Source organism: Dactylosporangium sp. NPDC005555 (assembly GCF_040605635.1).
GTDB lineage: Bacteria > Actinomycetota > Actinomycetes > Mycobacteriales > Micromonosporaceae > Dactylosporangium.
In genome coordinates this window covers 156,758-175,157 of record NZ_JBEXDG010000017.1, presented here as the reverse complement: position 1 = coordinate 175,157, position 18,400 = coordinate 156,758, and the positions used below count along the sequence as shown (strand labels likewise).

Genomic DNA, 18,400 nt, shown 5'->3' with positions numbered 1-18,400 from the left:
CCCCACCGACCACCCACCCCACCAACTCCACACCCGCATCCTCGAACAAACCCTCCCCAACCGCCGCAACCGCATCAGCGACCGCACCACCAAACCACCCGGCCGCAAACAACGAAACTGGACAGCAACCTTCACAGTCACCATCCAGCCCCATCCATCACCCTGAACGCTTAACTCACCGGCATTGACCCCTGGCTGCACGAAGTCTTCCGGATCACGGAAAACCGGCCGCCTACTCGGCGTGCCGCCCCGCCGGCCCGGTCGCGACGTGCCGCCCCGGATGATGCGAGCCGCCGCTTGGGGGTGCCGCGGCGTCCGATGAGCCCGCCGCACCGCCGCCGGAATCAGCCGAGTCGCCGCCGGGTTGGTTCAGAACGCCGGCGGAAGGGTCCGGGACGGCGCCGCCGGAGGGAGTCGCGGCAGCGCCCGGGCGGGCCGGCCACCAGAAGCGTTCGCCGAGCAGCAGCGCGATCGCCGGCACCACGACGGTCCGCACGACCAGGGTGTCCAGGACGACACCGATGCCGACGATGACCCCGATCTGCGTCAGCACGATGACCGGTAGCACCCCGAGGACCGTGAACACGGCGGCGAGGAGGATGCCCGCCGAGGTGATGACGCCGCCGGTCGCGCCGAGCGCCCGGACCATCCCGGCGCGCGTGTCGCGCAGCGCGGACGCCTCCTGCCGGGCGCGGGTGACGAGGAAGATGTTGTAGTCGACGCCGAGCGCCACCAGGAACAGGAAGCTCAGCAGCGGCACTCCCGCGTCCAGGGCGGGGATGTCCAGGACGTGCCGCAGCACGAGCCCGGCCGCGCCGACGCTGGCGGCGAAGCTGACGATGACGGTGAGCAGGAGCAGCACCGGCGCCACGGCCGAGCGCAGCAGGACCACGAGGACGAAGAGCACCACGAGCAGGACCAGCGGCACGACGACCCTGTTGTCGCGGCTGTACGCGTCGCGTTTGTCCAGGTCCGCGGCGGGCGCCCCGCCGACGAGCGCGTCGCTGCCCGGGATCGCGGCGAGGGCCGTGCGCAGGTCCCGCACCGCCTTGTCCGCGGCGGACGTCCCCGACCCCGCCCGGAGGTCGACGCGCAGCTTGGCGAGCGCGCCGTCGTCGGAGGTCTCCGGTTTCCCGACGGCCGCGACCCCGCCGGTGCCCTCGACGGCCGCGACGGCCTGCGAAGCGGTCCCGGAGGCGACGATGACGGTCACGGGCTGCGCCGACCCGGCCGGGAAGTGCCTGGCGAGGGCGTCCTGCGCCGTGACGGACTCGACCTCGGTGCGGAACTGCTCGGTCTGCGACAGCCCGATCGACGTGCTCAGCAGGCCCGCGGTGAGCAGCGCGAGGAGGACTGCGGCGCCGGCGAGGACCCGGGCGGGGTGCCGGCCGACGGCGTGCGCGACCCGGGACCACAGGCCGCGCGTGGTCGGGTCGTCGCTGCCCAGGCGCGGCACGAACGGCCAGAAGATCCCGCGCGGCAGGCAGACGAGGGCGGCGGGCAGCACGACCAGGCCGAAGAACAGCGCGACGGCGACGCCGATCGCGGCGGCGACGCCGAGCGTCCGGTTGGCGGTCAGCACCGCGGCGAGCAGCGTGAGCAGGGCGAGGACGACGGTGCCTGCGCTGGCGACGATCGCGGGTGCCGCGTGGTGCAGCGCGACCCGCATCGCCTCCCGGCGGTCCTCGGTGCGGCGCAGCTCTTCGCGGTACCGCGAGATCAGCAGCAACGCGTAGTCGGTGCCGGCGCCGAAGACCAGCACGGACACGATGCCGCTGACGGACGCGTCGGTGCGTTCGCCGACGAGCACGGCGACCCACGGCAGGAGCTTCGCCACGACCTGGTCGCCGACGCCGATGACGACGAGCGGGACGATCCACAGCAGCGGGCTGCGGTACGTGATGAGCAGCAGCACCGCGACGACGGCGGCGGTCGCGAGAAGCAGCGTCACGTCGGCGCCCTCGAACGCGGCGGAGATGTCCCGGCCGAACGCGGGCCCGCCGGTGACCTGCGCGGTCAGCCCGTCCGGGAGCCCACTGCGGACGGTCTCGCGGAGCTTGTCGACGGCGGCGGACAGGTCGTCGCCCTCGCCGGTGAGCGTGACCGGGAGCAGCGCCGCCCGGCCGTCCTCGGCGACGACCGCCGGTGCCTGGGCGCCGGCGGTGGTCCGGGTCCGCTCGATGATCGAGCGGTCGGCGTCGGTGAGGGGTGCGTCGCGGCGCTCGTACACGACGACGGCGACCTCGGCGCGGCCGCTGGCGAACCGGTCGGCGAGCTCGGTCACCGTCGTCGACTGCTTGCCGGCGGGCAGCCCGTCGCCGGGCTCCGCCTCGGGTTGCGCGGGCGAGTTGAGGAACACCAGCGCGGTCAGCCCGACGGTGACCAGCAGGATCAGAACCGCGCCGAGCCGGCCGGTGACGGCCGCTGCCACACGTGTGCCCACGCTCTAACCTCTCGAAGACCAGATAGTTCGACGATCGAAGTGCTTGTTGCCCCCTTCATACCCGCCACACCCAAATCGACGCAACAATCGACGCAACGCAGTGTAGTCGAGGCGGTACGCAAGAAATCCCCGGGCGGCACCCCTCCGGCCGCGGCCCGGCGGCGTGTCTGAGGGTGTGGAGGTGGACGTGGACGCTGAGGAGTCGTTCCTGGCGTACGTGCGGGAGCGGGTCGCCGCGCTGTCCCGGATCGCGTACCTGCTGACCGGCGACCGGCACCTGGCCGAGGACCTGGTCCAGGAGACGCTGCTGCGGGTGGCCGGGCGCTGGGCGCGCATCGCGGCCGGCGGTGACCCCGACCCGTACGTCCGCCGCGCCCTCTACCACCAGCACGTGACCGCGTGGCGGCGGCACCGCGGCCGGACCGTGCCCGTCGCGCAGCCACCGGACCGGCCCGGCCCCGACGACACCGACGCCGTCACCGGCAGCGTCGCCGTGCGGGCCGCCCTGGCGAGGCTCGCGCCGAAGCAGCGGGCGGTGATCGTGCTGCGGTACTTCGAGGACCTCACCGAGGCGCAGACCGCCGACATCCTCGGCTGCCGCGTCGGCACCGTGAAGAGCAACACCCGCGACGCCCTGGCCCGGCTGCGCACGATCGCCCCGGCCCTGCTGAGCGACACCGACCTGCGAAGCGACACGGACCGACTGGAGGTGCGCGGATGACGCGGCTGCCCACCCGAGGACTCGCCCGGCGGCTCACGGAGACCGCCGACGACATGCCGGCCGCCCGCGTCCCGGCGGACCTGTGGCGCCGCGGCCGCCGCCGGCACCGCACCCGCCAGGTCCTCGTCACGGCGTTCGTGGCCCTCGCGGCAGCGGTCCCCCTCACCGCGCTGCCGGATCCGGCGGTACTGCCGGCCGCAGGCAACGCCGCCGTGCCGGGCAGGCTGCACCAGCCGTGGCCGTGGCAGGCGAGCGTGGAAGGCGACCCGCGCGGGCCGGCCGCCCTCCTCGTCAGCGGCGGGGGCGGCTACCAGAGCATGGACCTGCCGTTCACGTACGGCAGCCGGATCAGCGTGATCGGTCGCGACGGCTCCTACCGGGTCCTGCCCTACGGCAACACCTACCTGCAGGCGGGCCAGGACGTGCTGCTGTCCGCCGACGGCCGCCGCGTCGCGGGCGACGGCACCTACCTGAGCCACCTCGGCACCGGCACCGGCGACGTGTCCGTCGTGGACCTCGGCACCGGTGGCGAACGCCGCTACCCGGGCACCGGCAACATCGACCCGGTCGCGTGGAGCCCCGACGGCACGCGGCTGCTGATCCGCCGGTACAGCGGACCCGCCTGGTGGAGCGGCGCCTACGACGGATCCGACACCGTCGAGTCCGACAACGGCGCCCTGTGGCTGCTGGACCTCGGCTCAGGCGCGACGACCCGGCTGCTGGACCTCGGCCGCACCAGGCCGGGCAGGGCCGCGTTCTCCCCCGACGGCCGGACCGTCGCCGTGCAGGCCGGCCGCGACCTCACGCTGCTGGACACGACCGGCGGCGGGCGTCGCGTCCTCACCACCCTCCCGGCCGGCGCGATGCTCGGCGGCCCCTGGGCGTGGTCCACCGACGGCATCGGCGTGTTCACGATCGCCGAAGGCTGCACGACCACCTGCACCAACGCGGAGCGCAACGACCGGACCTGGCGGCTCACGGTGTTGTCCAGCGACTCCGGTGCCCCCACCGGCCGGACCTTCGCCACCTTCGGCGGCGCCGCGGCCAGACTCGCGGGCTGGCAACGCGACGGCACCGCGGTCGTCGTCCGCTACCTCGACGAAGCGGACCAGCAAGGACCCGCCTACGACGCGCCGGACGCGTACCGCGCCGTCTCCGACGTCGACCTCCTCGCCCTCGACCCGCGCGGCGGCACGAAGGTGCTCCTGCGGAAGCCACCCGGCGTCATCTGGGACCTCGACGTCGCCGCGGACCTGGTGGCGGCGGGCGCGTTCGGCGGCCCGTCCCCGTCGCCGCCGGTGCTCCCCCTCGCCCGCTGGGCGGCGACCACGGCGTTCGTCGCCCTGTGGCTGCTGGGCCTCGCCGTCTGGCTCGTCGTCGCCCTGGTCCGGAGGTCCCGCGGACCGCGGCGGACCCGGCCGGTGAGCACGACGCGGATCCGGCCGTGACCGCGGCCGGATCCGCACGGAGCCCCTGTCAGGAAGCGGAGCCCCTGTCAGGAAGCGGAGCCCCTGTCAGGAAGCGGAGCCCCCCGTCAGGAAAGCGGAGCCCCCCGTCAGGAAAGCGGAGCCCCCGTCAGGAAAGCGGAGCCCCCGTCAGGAAAGCGGAGGCCCCTGTCAGGAGAGCTGGAACACCTGTCAGGACGTCGGCAGCAGTGCCTGGTTGGTGGAGAACATGTTGGCCGGGTCGTAGGCGCGCTTCACCCGCAGGAGGCGGTCCCGGTCGGCGGCGGGCCAGTTCGCCAGCAGCGCATCGGGTCCGGCGCCGCCGGAGAAGTTCATCAGCCCGCCCGCGACGGTGTCACCGGCGGCCGCGGCCAGGACCGCGCCGGTGACCGCGTCGACGACCGGCGCGAGCTCCGGCACGCCGAGACCGACGACGAACAGCGAGTAGGCGGCGTCCCGGCCGGGGACCGCGTTCGGGACCGCCGGCGGCCGGGCGAGCGCGCCGCCGAGATGCCGCAGCTCGACCATGATGAGCGGCACGTCCACCTGCGGGCCGGCGGCCGCGAGGAGCCCGTCGACGGTCGCGGCGGTCAGGTCGCCGAGCAGCACGCCGCGTTCCCGGGTCGGCGTCGGGTCGACCGGGTCCTGATGGATCGAGTCGACCGCCTGGTAGGGCAGGTCGCCGACGCCGCCGAGCAGCACCGGCGCCGCGGCGAGCATCGGCGCCAGGATGTCCTTCGCGTCGCCGGCGTCGCCGAGGTACGCCACCCGCAGGTGCACGACGAACGCGCCGCGCAGCGGCTCCGGCAGCTGCGGCAGCGGGGGCAGGCGCAGCAGCGCGAGGGATGTGTTCATCCGCTCCGGCAGCGTCGGCGCCCACGCCCGGTAGGCGTGCAGGACCTGCGCGGCGTGCGTCGCCGGGAAGTAGATCCCGCCGCCGGTGAGCGACGGCACGTCGAAGAGGTCGAACTCGACGGCCGTGACGATCCCGAAGTTGCCCTTGCCGCCCCGCACGGCCCAGAACAGCTCGCGGTCGTTGTCGGCGTCGACGGTGCGGACGTCGCCGCCGGCCGTGACGATCTCGATCGAGCGGACGTGGTCGGCGGCGTGGCCGAAGGTCCGGCCGAGAAGCCCGAGCCCGCCGCCGAGGGTGTAGCCGACGACGCCGACCTGCGACGACGAGCCGCTCAGCGGCGCGAGGCCGTGCGGCGCGGCCACCTCGATGACCCGCGACCACCGGACGCCCGCCGCGACGCGGGCGGTGCGGGCCTCGGGGTCGACGAACAGGTCCTGCATCCGGCTCGTCGTGATGAGCACGCAGCCGACCGCGGGCCGGACCGCGCCGTGCCCGGTGGCCTGCACGGCGACGGGCAGGCCGTGCCGCCCGGCCCAGCGGACCGCGGCGGCGACGTCGGCGGTGGAGGTGGCACCGACGGCGACGACGGGTCTGTGCGGGTTCGCCACGTTCCAGGCGAAGATCTCCCCGGCGAACCCGTCGTCGGCGGGCAGGAACACAGGGCCGTCGACAGCGGCGGCGAGGTCAGCGAAGGACAACGTCATGGGGATTCCTCGGGTCAGGGCGCCTCGTCGACGAGGACGCCGGTAGACCCACCGTGCGCGGCCGCACTTAAAGGCCGCTTGGTCACCGCTGAAAGCCCGGCACCACCGAAAAGCCCGGCGCCACCGGAGCTGCTCCGGTCACGCGGGGCAGGCGGGACCGAACGCCGGGCGCTGCGTCAGCGTGAAGCGGCAGCCGAAGTCGGCGGCGGCGACCGCCCGGCGGTCCAGGATCGCGTCGCCGGCCGGCCGGTGCCCGGTCCGCACCCACGCGACCAGGTCGTCGAAGCCCTGCGCGAGCTCCGGCACCGTGAACTCGCAGTGCCCGAGGGCGCGCACCGCCCGGGACACGAACAGGGTGCCGCGTCCCTGGAGTGCGGCGCGTTTCGCGTACACCTGCTCCATCGAGATCGGCACGAACAGGTCGCCGATCGTGTGCATCGACAGCACCGGCACGCGCGGGCGGCCGTCGACGCGCGGCACGCCGGTCAGGTCACGGGACGGCAGGTCGGTGCGGTCCACGCGCAGGGCGTCGCGGTTGACCCGCAGTTCGTCGCGGTTGAGCCAGATGCTGTCGTCGCTCTGGTACAGGGTGAGCCGGTTCGACGTGACGTTGCCGTCGGCGATGCCGGCCGTGCCGCCGTTCAGGCCCGGGTACACGCCGAACAGGAACGGGACCGTCGTCAGCGGCGGGATGCCGGGCAGCGCGCTCCAGTAGGCGATCGCGTTGCCGAAGCCGGGCCGGGTGCCGCCGCTGCGCTGCTCGACGAAGCGGCCCCACTGCCGCCCGAGGTCCGTCAGCCCCGCCCCCTGGCCGAGCAGCGGGACCTGGCGCGCCACCTGCTGCCGGTACACCTCCTGGAACGACGGATCGACGGGTGCCTCCGGGAACGTGATGGTCGTGCCGGTCAGCGCGGCGGCGGTGACGTTGGCGTCGAGGAAGTAGTCGAACAGCTCGGCGTCGCCGAGGACGCCGCAGACGGGCATCGCGGCGACGAACGCCTGCGGGTGCCGCTCGATCGCGACCGCGGTGACGTGACCGCCCATCGACGCCCCGGTCATGTAGACGGACCTCGCGCGCAGTCCGGTGCGCTCCTTGAACCGGTCGATCAGCGTGTACGAGTCGCGCACGCCCTGACCGACGTCGTAGCCGTTCGTCTGGTAGCTGGACGCCGCCCAGGCGAAGCCCTTCGCCAGGTAGTGGGCGCGCAGCGACGGGCTGTCGACGTACACGGTCGTGCCGGGGCCGCGGTACCCGTGCGCGTACAGGACGAGCTCGCCGTTCCAGGCGGCCGGTTTCTCGATCCGGTAGGCGGCACCGTCGGCGATGCCGGTCCACACCGTGGATCCGCCGACCGGCGCGAACGGGGCGCCGGTGACGTCGCAGTCCGGGTCGGCGACGGTGTAGCCGGGCCGGGTGGTGCTGGCCGCGGGCGGGCCGCAGACCGGTGGGTCCGCGGCCGCGGCGGGCGCGGGGACGGCGAGGACGGCCGCGACCAGGATCAACGACGCTACGCTGCGCATCCATCCATGAGACGCCCGTCGATGCCTTGCTGTCAACGACTGGGTGCACTCCTTGTGCGCAATCTTGCGGCCCTCAGGATCGCGGTGCCCGCGCCGACGAGCGCCAGGCCCGTCGCGATGAGCAGGCCGATCGGCGGCCCGGTGACCGGCAGCGGGCCGCCCGCCGCGGCGACCGTCACCGGGAGCGTCAGGACGCGTGGGGCGCCGCCCGGTGCGATGCCGCTGATCGCGAGGGTGTGGCTGCCGCTGTACCCCTCGGGGATGGTCACCTCGACCGACACGTCCCCGGCCGCGTCGGACGTCGTGGTCACCAGCGCGGCGGGCGTGGAGTAGATCCCGACGGTCACCGGCGAGTTGGGCGCGAACCCGGAGCCCTTCAGCGTCGTGGTGCGCCTCGCGGGCGTGAACACCGCACCGCCGGACGTGTCCGGGGTGCCGTCGCCGGTCGGGACGGTGGCCGGCAGCGTCGGCGCGGCCGGGGTCACCGTCACCGCCGGGCTGGACGGGGAGTCGCCTGCCGCGTTCGCGGCCCGCACCGTGACGGTGTATGTGGTGCCGTTGGTCAGCTGGGTCAGCTCGCACGACGTGCCGCCGGCCGGTGCGGTGCAGGTGCGCCCGCCGGGCTCCGCGGTCGCGGTGTAGCCGGTGGGCCGGTCCGCGCCGGCGCCGGCCGCGGGGGACCAGCCGACGGTGGCCCTCGCGTCGCCGCCGGCGGCGGTCACGTTCACCGGCGCGCCGGGCGCCCCGGGCGTGGCGGTCGACGGCGCGCTGGGCGTCGTCGTGGGCGTCGAGCTCGCGCTGGGCGTGGCGCTGGGCGTCGGGCTGGGGTTCGGGCTCGCGCTCGGCGTGGGCGACGCGGTCTTCGTGGGCGTCGGGGTCGGTGTGGGCGTCGCGGTCGACGTGGGAGTCGGCGTCGCGGTCACGGTCGGTGTGGGCGTCGCGGTCGACGTGGGAGTCGGCGTCGTGGTCACGGTCGGCGTGGGGGTCGCGGTCGGTGTAGGGGTCGCGGTCGCGGTCGCGGTCGGGGTCGGGGTCGGGGTCGGGGTCGGGGTCGGGGTCGGGACCGAGACGTTCGCCCGCGGCGTGCTGGGGTCGCCCTCGCCGATGTCGTTGGTGGCGCTGACCGCGACCGAGTAGCTCGCACCCGCCGGCAGCCCCGTGATCGTGCACGTGCTCGCCGGGGCGGTCGCCTCGCAGTCGCCCGCGACGCCGCCGCCGGTCGAGAACGCCCGCGCCTTGTACGTCGTGACCGCCTTGCCGCCGTCGCTGACCGGCGCGGTCCACGAGACGCCGACGCCGCCGGCGCCGTTGGCCGCCTGCACCGCCGTCGGCCTGCCCGGCGCGGTGTCCTGGGTCGCGGTCGAGGCCCGGTTGTACACCTCGATCCGCCGGATCGAGTAGCCGAGGTCGGGCACGTCGAGCATGACCCCGCCGTCGACCTCGGTCACCGTCGCGGGGATCGGCACCTGCGCGCTGGTCACCGGGTCGATGCCCAGCACGTCGAACCCGACCGCGGCCGCCGCCGCCGCCGTGGTGCTCAGCGACGTGAAGTAGCTGCCGGGGACGAACGCGTTGAACGACCCGCGGACCGGCTCGCCGTGCATGTCGAGGTGCGGGTTGCCGAGCACCGACAGGTACCAGTATGGGTCCGGGTAGGTCGCGTACTGCACCACCGTCGGCCGGGCCTGCGCGTCGGAGGCGAGGTAGAAGCCGTCGAACGCGGCGCGGGCCGCCTGGTCCCAGGTCTCCATGTCCTGCGTGTTGCCGATGAACCTGGAGCCGGTGCCGGTCGCGTCCGCCATCGTGTTCTCGTCGCCGCAGTCGGTGCCGCCCACACAGGAATTGAACCTGTCCCCGGTCGTCCAGTCGATCTGCGTCACGCGCCCGGCGATGACCAGGGTGTTGCCGCCCGTGTTCACGTCGTTGGTACGCGTGACGCGCAGGTCCCTGGCCAGGGCCATCGTGTAGCGCGGGACGAACGTGCCGGTGCGGACGGTCAGCTCGACCTCGCCCGCCCTGACGGCCGCGTCGACACCGTCGGCGTCGAAGCCGGCCACCGACCAGTTGAGCGACGTCACGGAACCGCCCAGGGTGGTGACGGTCGCCGACAGCCCGAGCGACGCCGCGGTGGCCTCGACCCCGCCGTTGGGGGTCACGGTCGCCGACTCGATGCAGTACTGGTCCGTGGGGTTCGCGCACATCGGCCACGCCGACGCGGGCCAGTCCACCGGCGGGTCCGCGACGGCGACGGCGCCCCCGACGGCGACGCTCACCAGGGCCCCGAGGGCCCCGAGGGCATAGAGCAGCCTGCGCATTCGCGGTCCTCCACCGTCAGACCGCCCCGTGCGGCAAGTACCGCTAAATTACCCAATTTCATGTTTTGTCGGATGCGATTCGGGCAGGTCGTCGATTTCCCCAAATCCGAAACGGCTTCTAGACTCCCGGACCCATGGACCGCCGTCACCTGCGTTGGATGATCCCCGCCGCGGGCGGCGTCCTCGCCGTCGTCGTCTCGATCGTGCTCGTGCTGCAGGACAGCGGCAACGCCGCCTGCGCCGCCACCCCGCCGCTGCCGCGGGATCCGGTGGTGGAGGGCGTGCGTGGCGGCAGCGCGTCGTATTACAGCACCAACCGCAACGGCATGTGCAACCTCGGCGCCCCGTCCAGCGACGGCTACGCCGCGATCGGCCCGGCGGAGTGGGCGGGCGGCGCGGCGTGCGGGTCGATCCTCGCCGTCACCGGCCCCAACGGCCAGACGACCAACGTCCAGGTCGTCGACCAGTGCCCGTCCTGCCCCGCCGGCAAGATCGACCTGAGCAAGGCCGCCTTCGCCCGGATCGGCGACGTCAGCTCCGGCATCATCAAGATCACGTATGGCACCGTCCGCGACCCGGTGCTGCCCGGCCCGCTGAAGGTCAGGGCGAAGGGCGGCACCGGCTACTCGTCGCTGTCGGTCGTCCTGGACAACCACGGCAACCGGCTGTCCACTGTGGAGCTCCAGGCCGGTGCCGGCTGGACGCCGCTGAAGCACAACACCGACAACACCTGGACCGGCCCGTCAGGCCTGACCGGGCCGGTCACCCTGCGCGTCACCGACGTCGCCGGCCACCAGGTCACCCTGACCGGCGTCGCCCTGGGCGCGTCGGCGTTCCAGCAGACCGGCACCCTCATGTACAGTCCGGCACCCCCGTCACCGTCCCCCTCCCCGTCACCGTCGGCCGCCCCGTCGTCCGCCGCACCGGTGCCGGTCGAGGCCGCCGTCACGAGCGCCGTCCCCGTCTGCTGACCCTGCCGGCCGCCCGCGGTCAGCGTGGGGTGTCCGCGGACGGGGTGAAGGCCGGGCCGTGGCCGGGGACGACGATGTCCGCGACGGCGAGGACGCGTTCGCGTCCCCGGTGCAGGGCGGCGAGGTCGGTGGCGTAATCGTCGCCGACCGAGGTGGCCGTGTTCCACAGGTGCGTGAACGCGACCACCCCGCCCGCCGTGCCGACGAGCGTCGTGATGTCCTCCGGGGTGTGGCCCGGGGTCCGGATCAGCCGGATCGACGGTGACAGCTCGAACCCTTCCGCGTCCCGGTCGTCCCACTGGTCGCCCTGGTACACCGCCCAGTGGTCGTGGAAGCGGGCGTTGGGGAACAGGGCCGCGTTGAGCGTGTGGTCGGGATGGTGGTGGCTGAACACGACGTCGGTGACCTCCGCCGGGTCGACGCCGAGCGCCGTCAACGGGCCGAGGATCAGGGAACGGTCGCGGACCATGCCCGGGTCGGTGACGAGCAGGACGTCGCCGTCCCGGACGAACCCGACGGTCGAGGCCACGCCGTTGCCCGCGTAGCCGGTGTGCAGCATGTCGTACGTGGCGGTCGCCGCCCTCGGCTGATCACTCATGCACCCCAGCATGCCCCTCCCGGCGGGCCCGGGCGAGACCGGACGCCGCGAAGGGCCGTCTACCATTGCCGGATGGTCAGCGGCGGCGGGTTCCGGCTCGGCGTCGACTTCGGCACCACGAACACGGTCGCGGCGCTGGCCTGGCCCGACGGCACCGTCCGTCCCCTGATCTTCGACGGCAGCCCGACGCTGCCCTCGGCCGTGTACCGCGCCCCCGACGGTGACCTCCTCGCCGGGCGCGACGCGTTGCACGGCGGCAGGGTCCGGCCCGAGAGCCTGGAGCCGAATCCGAAGCGTTGCGTCGACGACACGGTCGTCCTGCTCGGCGCCGCCGAGGTCCCGGTCCGTGACCTGATCGCGGCGGTGCTGCGGCGGGTCGGCGCAGAGGCCGGGCGCGTCGCCGGTTTCTCGGAGGTCGTGCTGACGTGCCCCGCGACGTGGGGGGCGCGCCGCCGGCAGGTCCTGCTCGACGCGGCCGCCGACGCCGGCCTGGGCCCGGCACGCCTCGTCGCCGAGCCGGTCGCGGCCGCGGCATGGTTCGCCTCCACCGCCGACGTCGACGTCCCGGTCGGTGGCTGCATCGTCGTGTACGACTTCGGCGCCGGCACCTTCGACGCCTCGGCCGTGCGGCGCGACACCGGCGGGTTCACGGTCCTGGCCGAGGAGGGCCTGCGGGAGACCGGCGGCCTCGACGTCGACGCGGCGATCGTCAGCTACCTCGGCGCCGTCCACGCCACCCGCGACCCGCAGGCCTGGCAGCGGCTGAGCAGTCCCGCCTCGGCGCAGGACCTGCGGCTGCGGCGGGGCCTGTGGGACGACGTCCGCGCCGCGAAGGAGGCCCTGTCCCGCGCCGCCGCCACCGAGCTGCATCTGCCGATCGTCGACGACGTCGTCGTCCTGGGCCGGGAGCAGCTGGAGCAGCTGGCCCGCCCCCTCGTCGAGCGGACGGTCGCGACGACCGCGGCGGTGATCCGCGCCGCCGGCCTGACCCCGCCCGACGTCCACGCGCTGTTCCTCGTCGGCGGCTCGAGCCGGCTCCCGCTCGCCGCGACGATGCTGCACCAACGGTTGCGGCTCGCTCCGACGGTACTGGAGCAGCCGGAGCTCGTCGTCGCGCAGGGCAGCCTGCGCGTCCCGCTCCTGGACGGCACCCCTGAGCCGCCGGCCGGGTCCACCGCGGGTTTCCCGCCCGCGCCCACGCTCCGGGCCGCCGGCCCCACCGCGGCCGGACCGATGTCCGCTCCCGCCTCCGCCGGACCGATGTCCGCTCCCGTCTCCGCCGGACCGATGTCCGCTCCCGTGTCCGGGGGGCCGATGTCCGCTCCCACCTCCGCCGGACCGATGTCCGCTCCCGTGTCCGGGAGGCCGGTGTCCGCTCCCGTGTCCGGGGGGCCGGTGTCCGCCGCGCCCGTCTCCGGGAGCCCGTCGGCGGCCGGGATGACGGAGCCGTCGGTGGCGTGGCCCGCCGGGTCCGACCTGACCGACCCCGTCCCGAGCCCGGTCTCCCCCGCCGCGACGCCCGTCGGGGCACCCACCGCACGCCCCGCGCACCTCACGCCCACGGCACAACCCGCGGACCCGGCACCTACGTCCACGGCACAACCCGCGGATCCCGCACCCGCACCCACTGCACGCCCTGCGGACCCCGCACCCATGCCCACGGCACGACGCGCGGACCCAGCACCCGCACCCATAGCGCGGACTGCGGCCGCCGGGCCGATGTCCCCGCTGACACCCACTCCTGCTCCCGTGCCGGCGAGGCGGCCCGCTGGGCGGCTCCGGGCGCTGCTCGTCGGCGCCGTCGTCGTGCTCCTCGCCGCGACCGGCGTCTGGTACGCCATCAGCCGCGACGACCACAAGGACGGCTCCCGGCCGCAGCAGGCGACCGGTGCCGGATGCGCGCCGGTGGCCGGCGAGGGGCTCGTCGCGCTGACCGACGACCGGCACGTGCTGCGCGCCGACAACATCGTGCCGGTCATGCCGGCCGGCCAGGTGGTCGCAGCCATCGTGCGGCAGCTCGACCTCGTGTCCGCGACCCTCGACACCCGCAAGCTCGCAGGGCTCAACCGGCGCCTCGAGGTCGACGGTGCCGCGCCCGCCGAGGTCGCCCAGGAGTTCGCGGCCGCGAACGGGCTGACGAAGAAGGTGGACCTGCGGCTCACGTCCGGCATGACGATCGGCACCACCAAGCTCCCCGAGCAGCAGGTCGTCGCGCACCTCTACCGGATCTCGCTCGAGGCGGCCGGCTACCACCCGGTGATCCAGGTCTTCGACGACCGGGCCGGCCAGCACGCCGCGATGGTCGCCGGCACCGTGAGCATCGCGCCCGAGTACGCCGGCAGCTACGCCGCGTTCCTCAACGACGCCGAGCACGGCCTGCCGAACCGGTTCGCCACCGCCGACTTCAACACCTCGACGCTCGCGCTCCTCGGCGGCAAGGCGGGGCTCACGTTCGGCGCCACCTCACCGGCCGCGTCGCAGGACGTGTTCGCCGTGTCGAAGGCCTTCGCGGAGCGGCACCGGGTGACGAGCCTGGACGAGTTCGCCCGTGCCTGCTCCGGCGCCGCCACGGTCCTCGCCGCACCCGCCGACTGCCCCGCCGGCTACCCGTGCCGGCAGTCGCTCGTCGACGTGTACGCCCTGCACGCCGGCACTTTCACCCAGCTGCCGGACCGAGGGGCCGCAGCCCGCGCCGCCCTCGCCCAGGGCACGGCGTCCCTCGCCCTGCTCTCCAGCACCGACCCCGCCTTCGCCTGACGGTCTCCGCCTGGCGCCGCCTTCGCCCGACGCCCTGCCTGACGTCGCCTTCGCCGGACGCCGCCCTCGGACGTCGTACGGCCGGACGACGCCGAGCCGGACGGCGGTCACCAGCGGACGGTGCCCTCGTCGTCGAAGAAACCGCCGGACGGGCCGTCGTCGGGGAGGGTCGCGAGCCGCACCGCGATCTCCGCGCCCTGCGCCGCGGTCCGGAAACCGCTGTGGTGGTTCAGGTCGGTGGCGCAGTAGCCGGGGCACCCCAGGTTCACCAGGATGCCCGTGTCCCCGAGTTCCTTCGCGTACTGGACGGTGACGGCGTTCAGGAAGGCCTTCGACGGTGCGTACGCGACCGACGGCGGCATCCCGCTCAGCGGGCCGTCAGGGTCGGTCTGCTCGGCGAACGACCCGACGGAGCTGGACATGTTCACGATCCGTGGCCGCGGCGACCGGCGCAGCAGCGGCAGGAACGCGTTCGTCACGCGGATCACCCCGTACACGTTGGTGTCGACGGCCGCGTGGACCACGGCCAGGTCGACGGTGCTCGGCTCCTGCGGCGTGCCGCCGATGATCCCGGCGTTGTTGACGAGCACGTCGAGCCGCCCGTGCCGCGCCCCGACCTCGGCCGCCGCGGCGTCGACGCTCGCCTGGCCGGTGACGTCCAGCGCCACCCCGAACGCGTCCGCGCCTCCCGCCCGCAGCTTCGCCACCGCCTCCTCCCGGCGTTCCGCGTCGCGCGCCCCGATCCCGACGGTCCAGCCGAGCGCCCCGAGCCGCGCCGCGATCTCGAAGCCGATCCCCTTGTTCGCGCCGGTCACCAGCGCGACAGTTGCTGTGGTCATGCCCTCGATGCTGGTTCGCGCCGGCACCGGCCGCCAACACCGTCTGGGTCAGGACCGATACCGTGGCGGTATGGAAACGCGGGAACTGGCGTACTTCGTCGCGGTCGCCGAGGAGCTGCACTTCGGCCGGGCCGCCGCCCGCATCGGGATCGCCCAGCCGCCGCTGTCCCGGGCGATCCGCCAGCTGGAGCGCCGCCTCGGTGTCACCCTCCTCGAACGCACCAGCCGCTCGGTCGCCCTGACCCCGGCGGGCGAGGTCCTGCTCCGCGAGGGCCGCGCGGCCCTGGACGCCGTCGCCGCCGCCGACCGCCGCACCCGCCGCGCGGGCCGCCCCGCCGCCCGGCTCGTCCTCGCCACGAAGTCCGGCGCGGCCGGCGACCTGCTGCCCGCGCTGCTGTCGGCGTACGCCGCCACCCCCACCGCCACCGGCCCGGACGCCGTCACCGTCGAGGTCCTCCTCTGCGGCATCGGCGAGCAGGAACGGCTCCTGCGCGACGGCCGCGCCGACGTCGCGCTGCTGCACCTGCCCTTCGACGACCCGACCGGCCTGGACACCGAGGAACTGCACACCGAGGGCCAGGTCGCAGTCCTGCCCACCGGTCACCGCCTGGCCGGCCGCCCGCACCTACTGACCGCCGACCTCGCCGGCGAACCGTTCCCCACCTGGCCCAAGGCCCCTGCGTCGTCGTCCGGCCGTTCACCCGGTCCTTCGTCCGGCCCGTCGTCCGGACTGTCGTCCGGCCGTTCATCCGGCCCTTCGGCCGGGCCTGAGGTGCGCGACAGCACGCAGCTGTACCAGTTGATCGCCCTCGGCATGGTCATCGCCACCCTGCCCGAGTCCAGCCGCTCCCAGCTGCATCACGACCTGGTCGCCGTCCCGGTCCTGGACGCCCTGCCGGTGACCACGATCATCGCGTGGCCCCCGCACAGCCGCTCCCGGGCCGTGGCCACCCTGATCCGCTGTGCCCTGAACCTCACCGCCACCCCGGTGCCCTGATACCCCGCCACCCAGTTACCCCCGCCACCCCGGTGCCCTGAGCCCGGCCACCCTGTCGCCCTGAGCCCCGCCACCCTGAACCCGGCCACGCCGGCGCCCTGAACCCGGCCACCCTGTCGCCCTGAGCCCCGCCACCCTGAACCCGGCCACGCCGGCGCCCTGAACCCGCCACGGCACACCGAAGCGGCGGCCGTCGTCACCCCGGCGCGCCCCGCATGTCCACAATGGACACCTTCGGTGCGGCGTCCCGCGTCAGGCCGGTGCTTGCGCGTCTGCGGATGCCATGCGGGCGAGCTCGCCGCGATACCAGCCGATCTTCTCCTTGATCCGTGCCTGCTCCTCGCGCAGGTCGGCGATCTTCTGCTCGATGTCCCGGTCGTGCCCCTCCAGGAGCTCGGCGCGCTCGGTGAAGGTGACGTCACCGTCGCGGGCGAGCTCCGCGTAGCGCCGCATCCTGGCGATCGGCATACCGGTGTCGCGCAGGCAGCGCAGGACGCCGAGCCAGTCGAGGTCGTCGTCGGTGAACAGGCGCTGGCCGCCGGCGGTGCGGTCGATACCGTCGAGCAGGCCGATGCGCTCGTAGTAGCGCAGCGTGTCGAGGCTGAACCCGGTCTTCTCAACGGTTTCCCGCGGCGAGTACGGCATGCCTCATTTTCCCACGAGCGCACGCATCCCATCACCCAGCTCACGCATGGTCGCCAGCACCTCACCCACCGGCACCGCGCCCGGCTCCCAGTTGGCGAGGACCGCGTAGGTACACGCGCCGGCGACGCCGACGTCAGCGCGGACCCCGTCGTCGGTGCCGGTCTTGTTGCGCAGCGTCACGCCGGCGTGCGACAGCGGGTCGAGGGCGAACGCCGACGCGACCATCGACAGGTCCGCCGACGTGCCCATCCAGTCCAGGACCCGGTCGCCGCCGTCGACGGCCGGCAGGCGGTGCAGCAGCAGCGACAGCTCGGCGGCGCTGCCGGACGACAGCCGCGGCGGGTGCTCGGCCGCCCGCACGTCGCGGACCATGTCGTGCAGTGCCGTCGCGGTCAGGCCGAGCTCGGCGGTGAGCGCCGTGACCCGGTCGAGCCCGACGTGGCGCAGCAGGACGTTGGTCGCGAGGTTGTCGCTCACCGACGCGACCAGCACCGCCAGGTCGTGCGCGGGCAGCACGTCGGTGCGCAGATGCTGCCACAGCCCGGAGTCCGCGACCGGCGGCACGTCCCGCCGGTCGCACGGCAGATCCGGCGGCAGGGAGCGGGCCACCTCGATCAGCAGCAGCAGCTTGCCGACACTCGCTGTGGACAGGACAAGGTCGGGCTGGTGCTCGTACACCACCTGACCGCCGCGATCACGGACACACACGGACCAGAGGACGGCGCCGTCTGTCCCCCGACCGGCCGGCGCATTCCGCCGGACCGTCAGATCAGGCCAGTCCACGCCCGGTCGATGGCGAGGCATGCGACACACCCCCCGCACCCTGCTCGTGGCCGTGACAGCCCTCGCCGCCGTTGTGCTCGCCACGCTACCGGCAGCCGCCGCCCCCGCCGCAACCTGGTGGAAACCTCTCCCGGGCGCGACGTGGCAGATGCAGTTCACCGGCAGGCTGGACACGTCCATCGTCGCCGACGTGTACGACATCGACGGCGCCGACTCGACGAAGGCGCAGGTCACCCAGTTGCACGCAGCCGGCCGGAAGGTGCTCTGCTACGTCGACGCCGGCTCGTGGGAGAACTGGCGCGCCGACGCTGCCCGCTTCCCGGCCGCCGTGCGCGGCAAGGCCCTCGACGGGTGGGCGGGCGAGCGGTGGCTCGACATCCGCCGGTGGGACACGCTGCGCCCGATCCTCGCCGACCGGTTCGCGACCTGCAAGGCGAAGGGGTTCGACGCCGTCGACCCGGACAACATGGACGGCTACGCCAACGCGACCGGCTTCCCGCTGACCGCCGCCGACCAGCTGCTGTTCAACCGCCGCGTCGCGGACCTCGCGCACTCGCTGGGCCTGGCCGTCGGGTTGAAGAACGACCTGGAGCAGATCACCGAACTGAAACCGTCGTTCGACTTCGCCGTCAACGAGTCGTGCGTGCAATGGAAGGAATGCTCGATGCTGAGCCCGTTCGTCGCCGCCGCCAAGCCCGTCTTCCACGTCGAGTACAAGGCGTCGCTGTGCCCGGCACCGGCGAACCTCCGCCTCAGCTCGATCCGCAAGAACCTGCGCCTGGACGCGTTCCGCGCCACCTGCTGA

14 protein-coding genes are annotated in these 18,400 nt (G+C 74.2%); 6 read left to right on the top strand and 8 right to left on the bottom strand.

What is annotated here, in order from left to right; genetic code table 11:
* Window positions 1-232: 232 nt before the first annotated feature.
* Window positions 233-2,443: an MMPL family transporter gene (locus tag ABZS58_RS21380; RefSeq protein WP_354783971.1), complete on the bottom strand. Its 2,211-nt coding sequence runs from the start codon at window positions 2,441-2,443 to the stop codon at window positions 233-235.
* Between the two features lie 181 nt (window positions 2,444-2,624).
* Here ABZS58_RS21380 and ABZS58_RS21375 point away from each other — a divergent pair, with 181 nt between their 5' ends.
* Both ABZS58_RS21375 and ABZS58_RS21370 read left to right on the top strand, forming a co-directional pair.
* The gene (locus tag ABZS58_RS21375) at window positions 2,625-3,164 is read left to right on the top strand and encodes a SigE family RNA polymerase sigma factor (RefSeq protein WP_354783969.1); all 540 of its coding nucleotides are present in this window, start codon (window positions 2,625-2,627) and stop codon (window positions 3,162-3,164) included.
* Entirely contained in the window at window positions 3,161-4,612 is a 1,452-nt protein-coding gene (locus ABZS58_RS21370; RefSeq protein WP_354783967.1) for a hypothetical protein, read from the top strand. The genes ABZS58_RS21375 and ABZS58_RS21370 overlap by 4 nt, the downstream gene beginning before the upstream one ends.
* A 189-nt stretch (window positions 4,613-4,801) precedes the next feature.
* Here the strand turns inward: ABZS58_RS21370 and ABZS58_RS21365 are convergent, their stop codons facing one another.
* From ABZS58_RS21365 to ABZS58_RS21355, 3 genes are all read right to left on the bottom strand, one after another.
* Window positions 4,802-6,169, bottom strand: a complete 1,368-nt coding sequence (locus ABZS58_RS21365) for an FAD-binding oxidoreductase (protein WP_354783965.1) — start codon at window positions 6,167-6,169, stop codon at window positions 4,802-4,804.
* 138 nt (window positions 6,170-6,307) lie between these two features.
* Window positions 6,308-7,690 carry a prolyl oligopeptidase family serine peptidase gene (locus ABZS58_RS21360; RefSeq protein ID WP_354783963.1) on the bottom strand — a complete coding sequence of 461 codons (1,383 nt, stop codon included), beginning with the start codon at window positions 7,688-7,690 and terminating at the stop codon, window positions 6,308-6,310.
* A 32-nt stretch (window positions 7,691-7,722) separates the two neighbouring features.
* On the bottom strand, window positions 7,723-10,005 hold the full coding sequence (locus ABZS58_RS21355) for a fibronectin type III domain-containing protein (RefSeq protein ID WP_354783961.1): 2,283 nt from the start codon (window positions 10,003-10,005) through the stop codon (window positions 7,723-7,725).
* A gap of 134 nt (window positions 10,006-10,139) precedes the next feature.
* Between ABZS58_RS21355 and ABZS58_RS21350 the strand changes: the two genes are divergently transcribed.
* Entirely contained in the window at window positions 10,140-10,976 is an 837-nt protein-coding gene (locus ABZS58_RS21350) for an expansin EXLX1 family cellulose-binding protein (protein WP_354783959.1), read from the top strand.
* Between the two features lie 19 nt (window positions 10,977-10,995).
* Here ABZS58_RS21350 and ABZS58_RS21345 read toward each other — a convergent pair whose 3' ends face one another.
* Window positions 10,996-11,574: an MBL fold metallo-hydrolase gene (locus ABZS58_RS21345; protein ID WP_354783957.1), complete on the bottom strand. Its 579-nt coding sequence runs from the start codon at window positions 11,572-11,574 to the stop codon at window positions 10,996-10,998.
* 72 nt (window positions 11,575-11,646) lie between these two features.
* Here ABZS58_RS21345 and ABZS58_RS21340 point away from each other — a divergent pair, with 72 nt between their 5' ends.
* Window positions 11,647-14,331, top strand: coding sequence for an Hsp70 family protein (locus tag ABZS58_RS21340; protein ID WP_354783955.1), 2,685 nt, complete (start codon window positions 11,647-11,649; stop codon window positions 14,329-14,331).
* 107 nt (window positions 14,332-14,438) lie between these two features.
* Here the strand turns inward: ABZS58_RS21340 and ABZS58_RS21335 are convergent, their stop codons facing one another.
* Window positions 14,439-15,170, bottom strand: a complete 732-nt coding sequence (locus ABZS58_RS21335) for an SDR family oxidoreductase (RefSeq protein WP_354783953.1) — start codon at window positions 15,168-15,170, stop codon at window positions 14,439-14,441.
* A 70-nt stretch (window positions 15,171-15,240) separates the two neighbouring features.
* Between ABZS58_RS21335 and ABZS58_RS21330 the strand changes: the two genes are divergently transcribed.
* Entirely contained in the window at window positions 15,241-16,167 is a 927-nt protein-coding gene (locus tag ABZS58_RS21330) for a LysR family transcriptional regulator (RefSeq protein ID WP_354783951.1), read from the top strand.
* A 252-nt stretch (window positions 16,168-16,419) separates the two neighbouring features.
* On the opposite strand, the gene ABZS58_RS21325 is transcribed toward ABZS58_RS21330, so the two are convergent.
* Window positions 16,420-16,812, bottom strand: coding sequence for a MerR family transcriptional regulator (locus ABZS58_RS21325; RefSeq protein WP_354783949.1), 393 nt, complete (start codon window positions 16,810-16,812; stop codon window positions 16,420-16,422).
* Window positions 16,813-16,815: 3 nt separating this feature from the next.
* Window positions 16,816-17,520, bottom strand: a complete 705-nt coding sequence (locus ABZS58_RS21320; RefSeq protein WP_354783947.1) for a serine hydrolase — start codon at window positions 17,518-17,520, stop codon at window positions 16,816-16,818.
* A 94-nt stretch (window positions 17,521-17,614) separates the two neighbouring features.
* Here ABZS58_RS21320 and ABZS58_RS21315 point away from each other — a divergent pair, with 94 nt between their 5' ends.
* A complete protein-coding gene (locus ABZS58_RS21315) occupies window positions 17,615-18,400 on the top strand; it encodes an endo alpha-1,4 polygalactosaminidase (protein WP_354783946.1) in 786 nt (261 codons plus the stop codon).

Bases quoted from the DNA above. Each gene is read 5' to 3' on its own strand.
- ABZS58_RS21345 (WP_354783957.1), bottom strand. From the start codon at position 11,574: ATGAGTGATCAGCCGAGGGCGGCGACCGCCACGTACGACATGCTGCAC.
- ABZS58_RS21360 (WP_354783963.1), bottom strand. From the start codon at position 7,690: ATGCGCAGCGTAGCGTCGTTGATCCTGGTCGCGGCCGTCCTCGCCGTC.
- ABZS58_RS21370 (WP_354783967.1), top strand. From the start codon at position 3,161: ATGACGCGGCTGCCCACCCGAGGACTCGCCCGGCGGCTCACGGAGACC.
- ABZS58_RS21365 (WP_354783965.1), bottom strand. From the start codon at position 6,169: ATGACGTTGTCCTTCGCTGACCTCGCCGCCGCTGTCGACGGCCCTGTG.
- ABZS58_RS21355 (WP_354783961.1), bottom strand. From the start codon at position 10,005: ATGCGCAGGCTGCTCTATGCCCTCGGGGCCCTCGGGGCCCTGGTGAGC.
- ABZS58_RS21315 (WP_354783946.1), top strand. From the start codon at position 17,615: ATGCGACACACCCCCCGCACCCTGCTCGTGGCCGTGACAGCCCTCGCC.
- ABZS58_RS21330 (WP_354783951.1), top strand. From the start codon at position 15,241: ATGGAAACGCGGGAACTGGCGTACTTCGTCGCGGTCGCCGAGGAGCTG.
- ABZS58_RS21350 (WP_354783959.1), top strand. From the start codon at position 10,140: ATGGACCGCCGTCACCTGCGTTGGATGATCCCCGCCGCGGGCGGCGTC.
- ABZS58_RS21340 (WP_354783955.1), top strand. From the start codon at position 11,647: ATGGTCAGCGGCGGCGGGTTCCGGCTCGGCGTCGACTTCGGCACCACG.
- ABZS58_RS21335 (WP_354783953.1), bottom strand. From the start codon at position 15,170: ATGACCACAGCAACTGTCGCGCTGGTGACCGGCGCGAACAAGGGGATC.
- ABZS58_RS21325 (WP_354783949.1), bottom strand. From the start codon at position 16,812: ATGCCGTACTCGCCGCGGGAAACCGTTGAGAAGACCGGGTTCAGCCTC.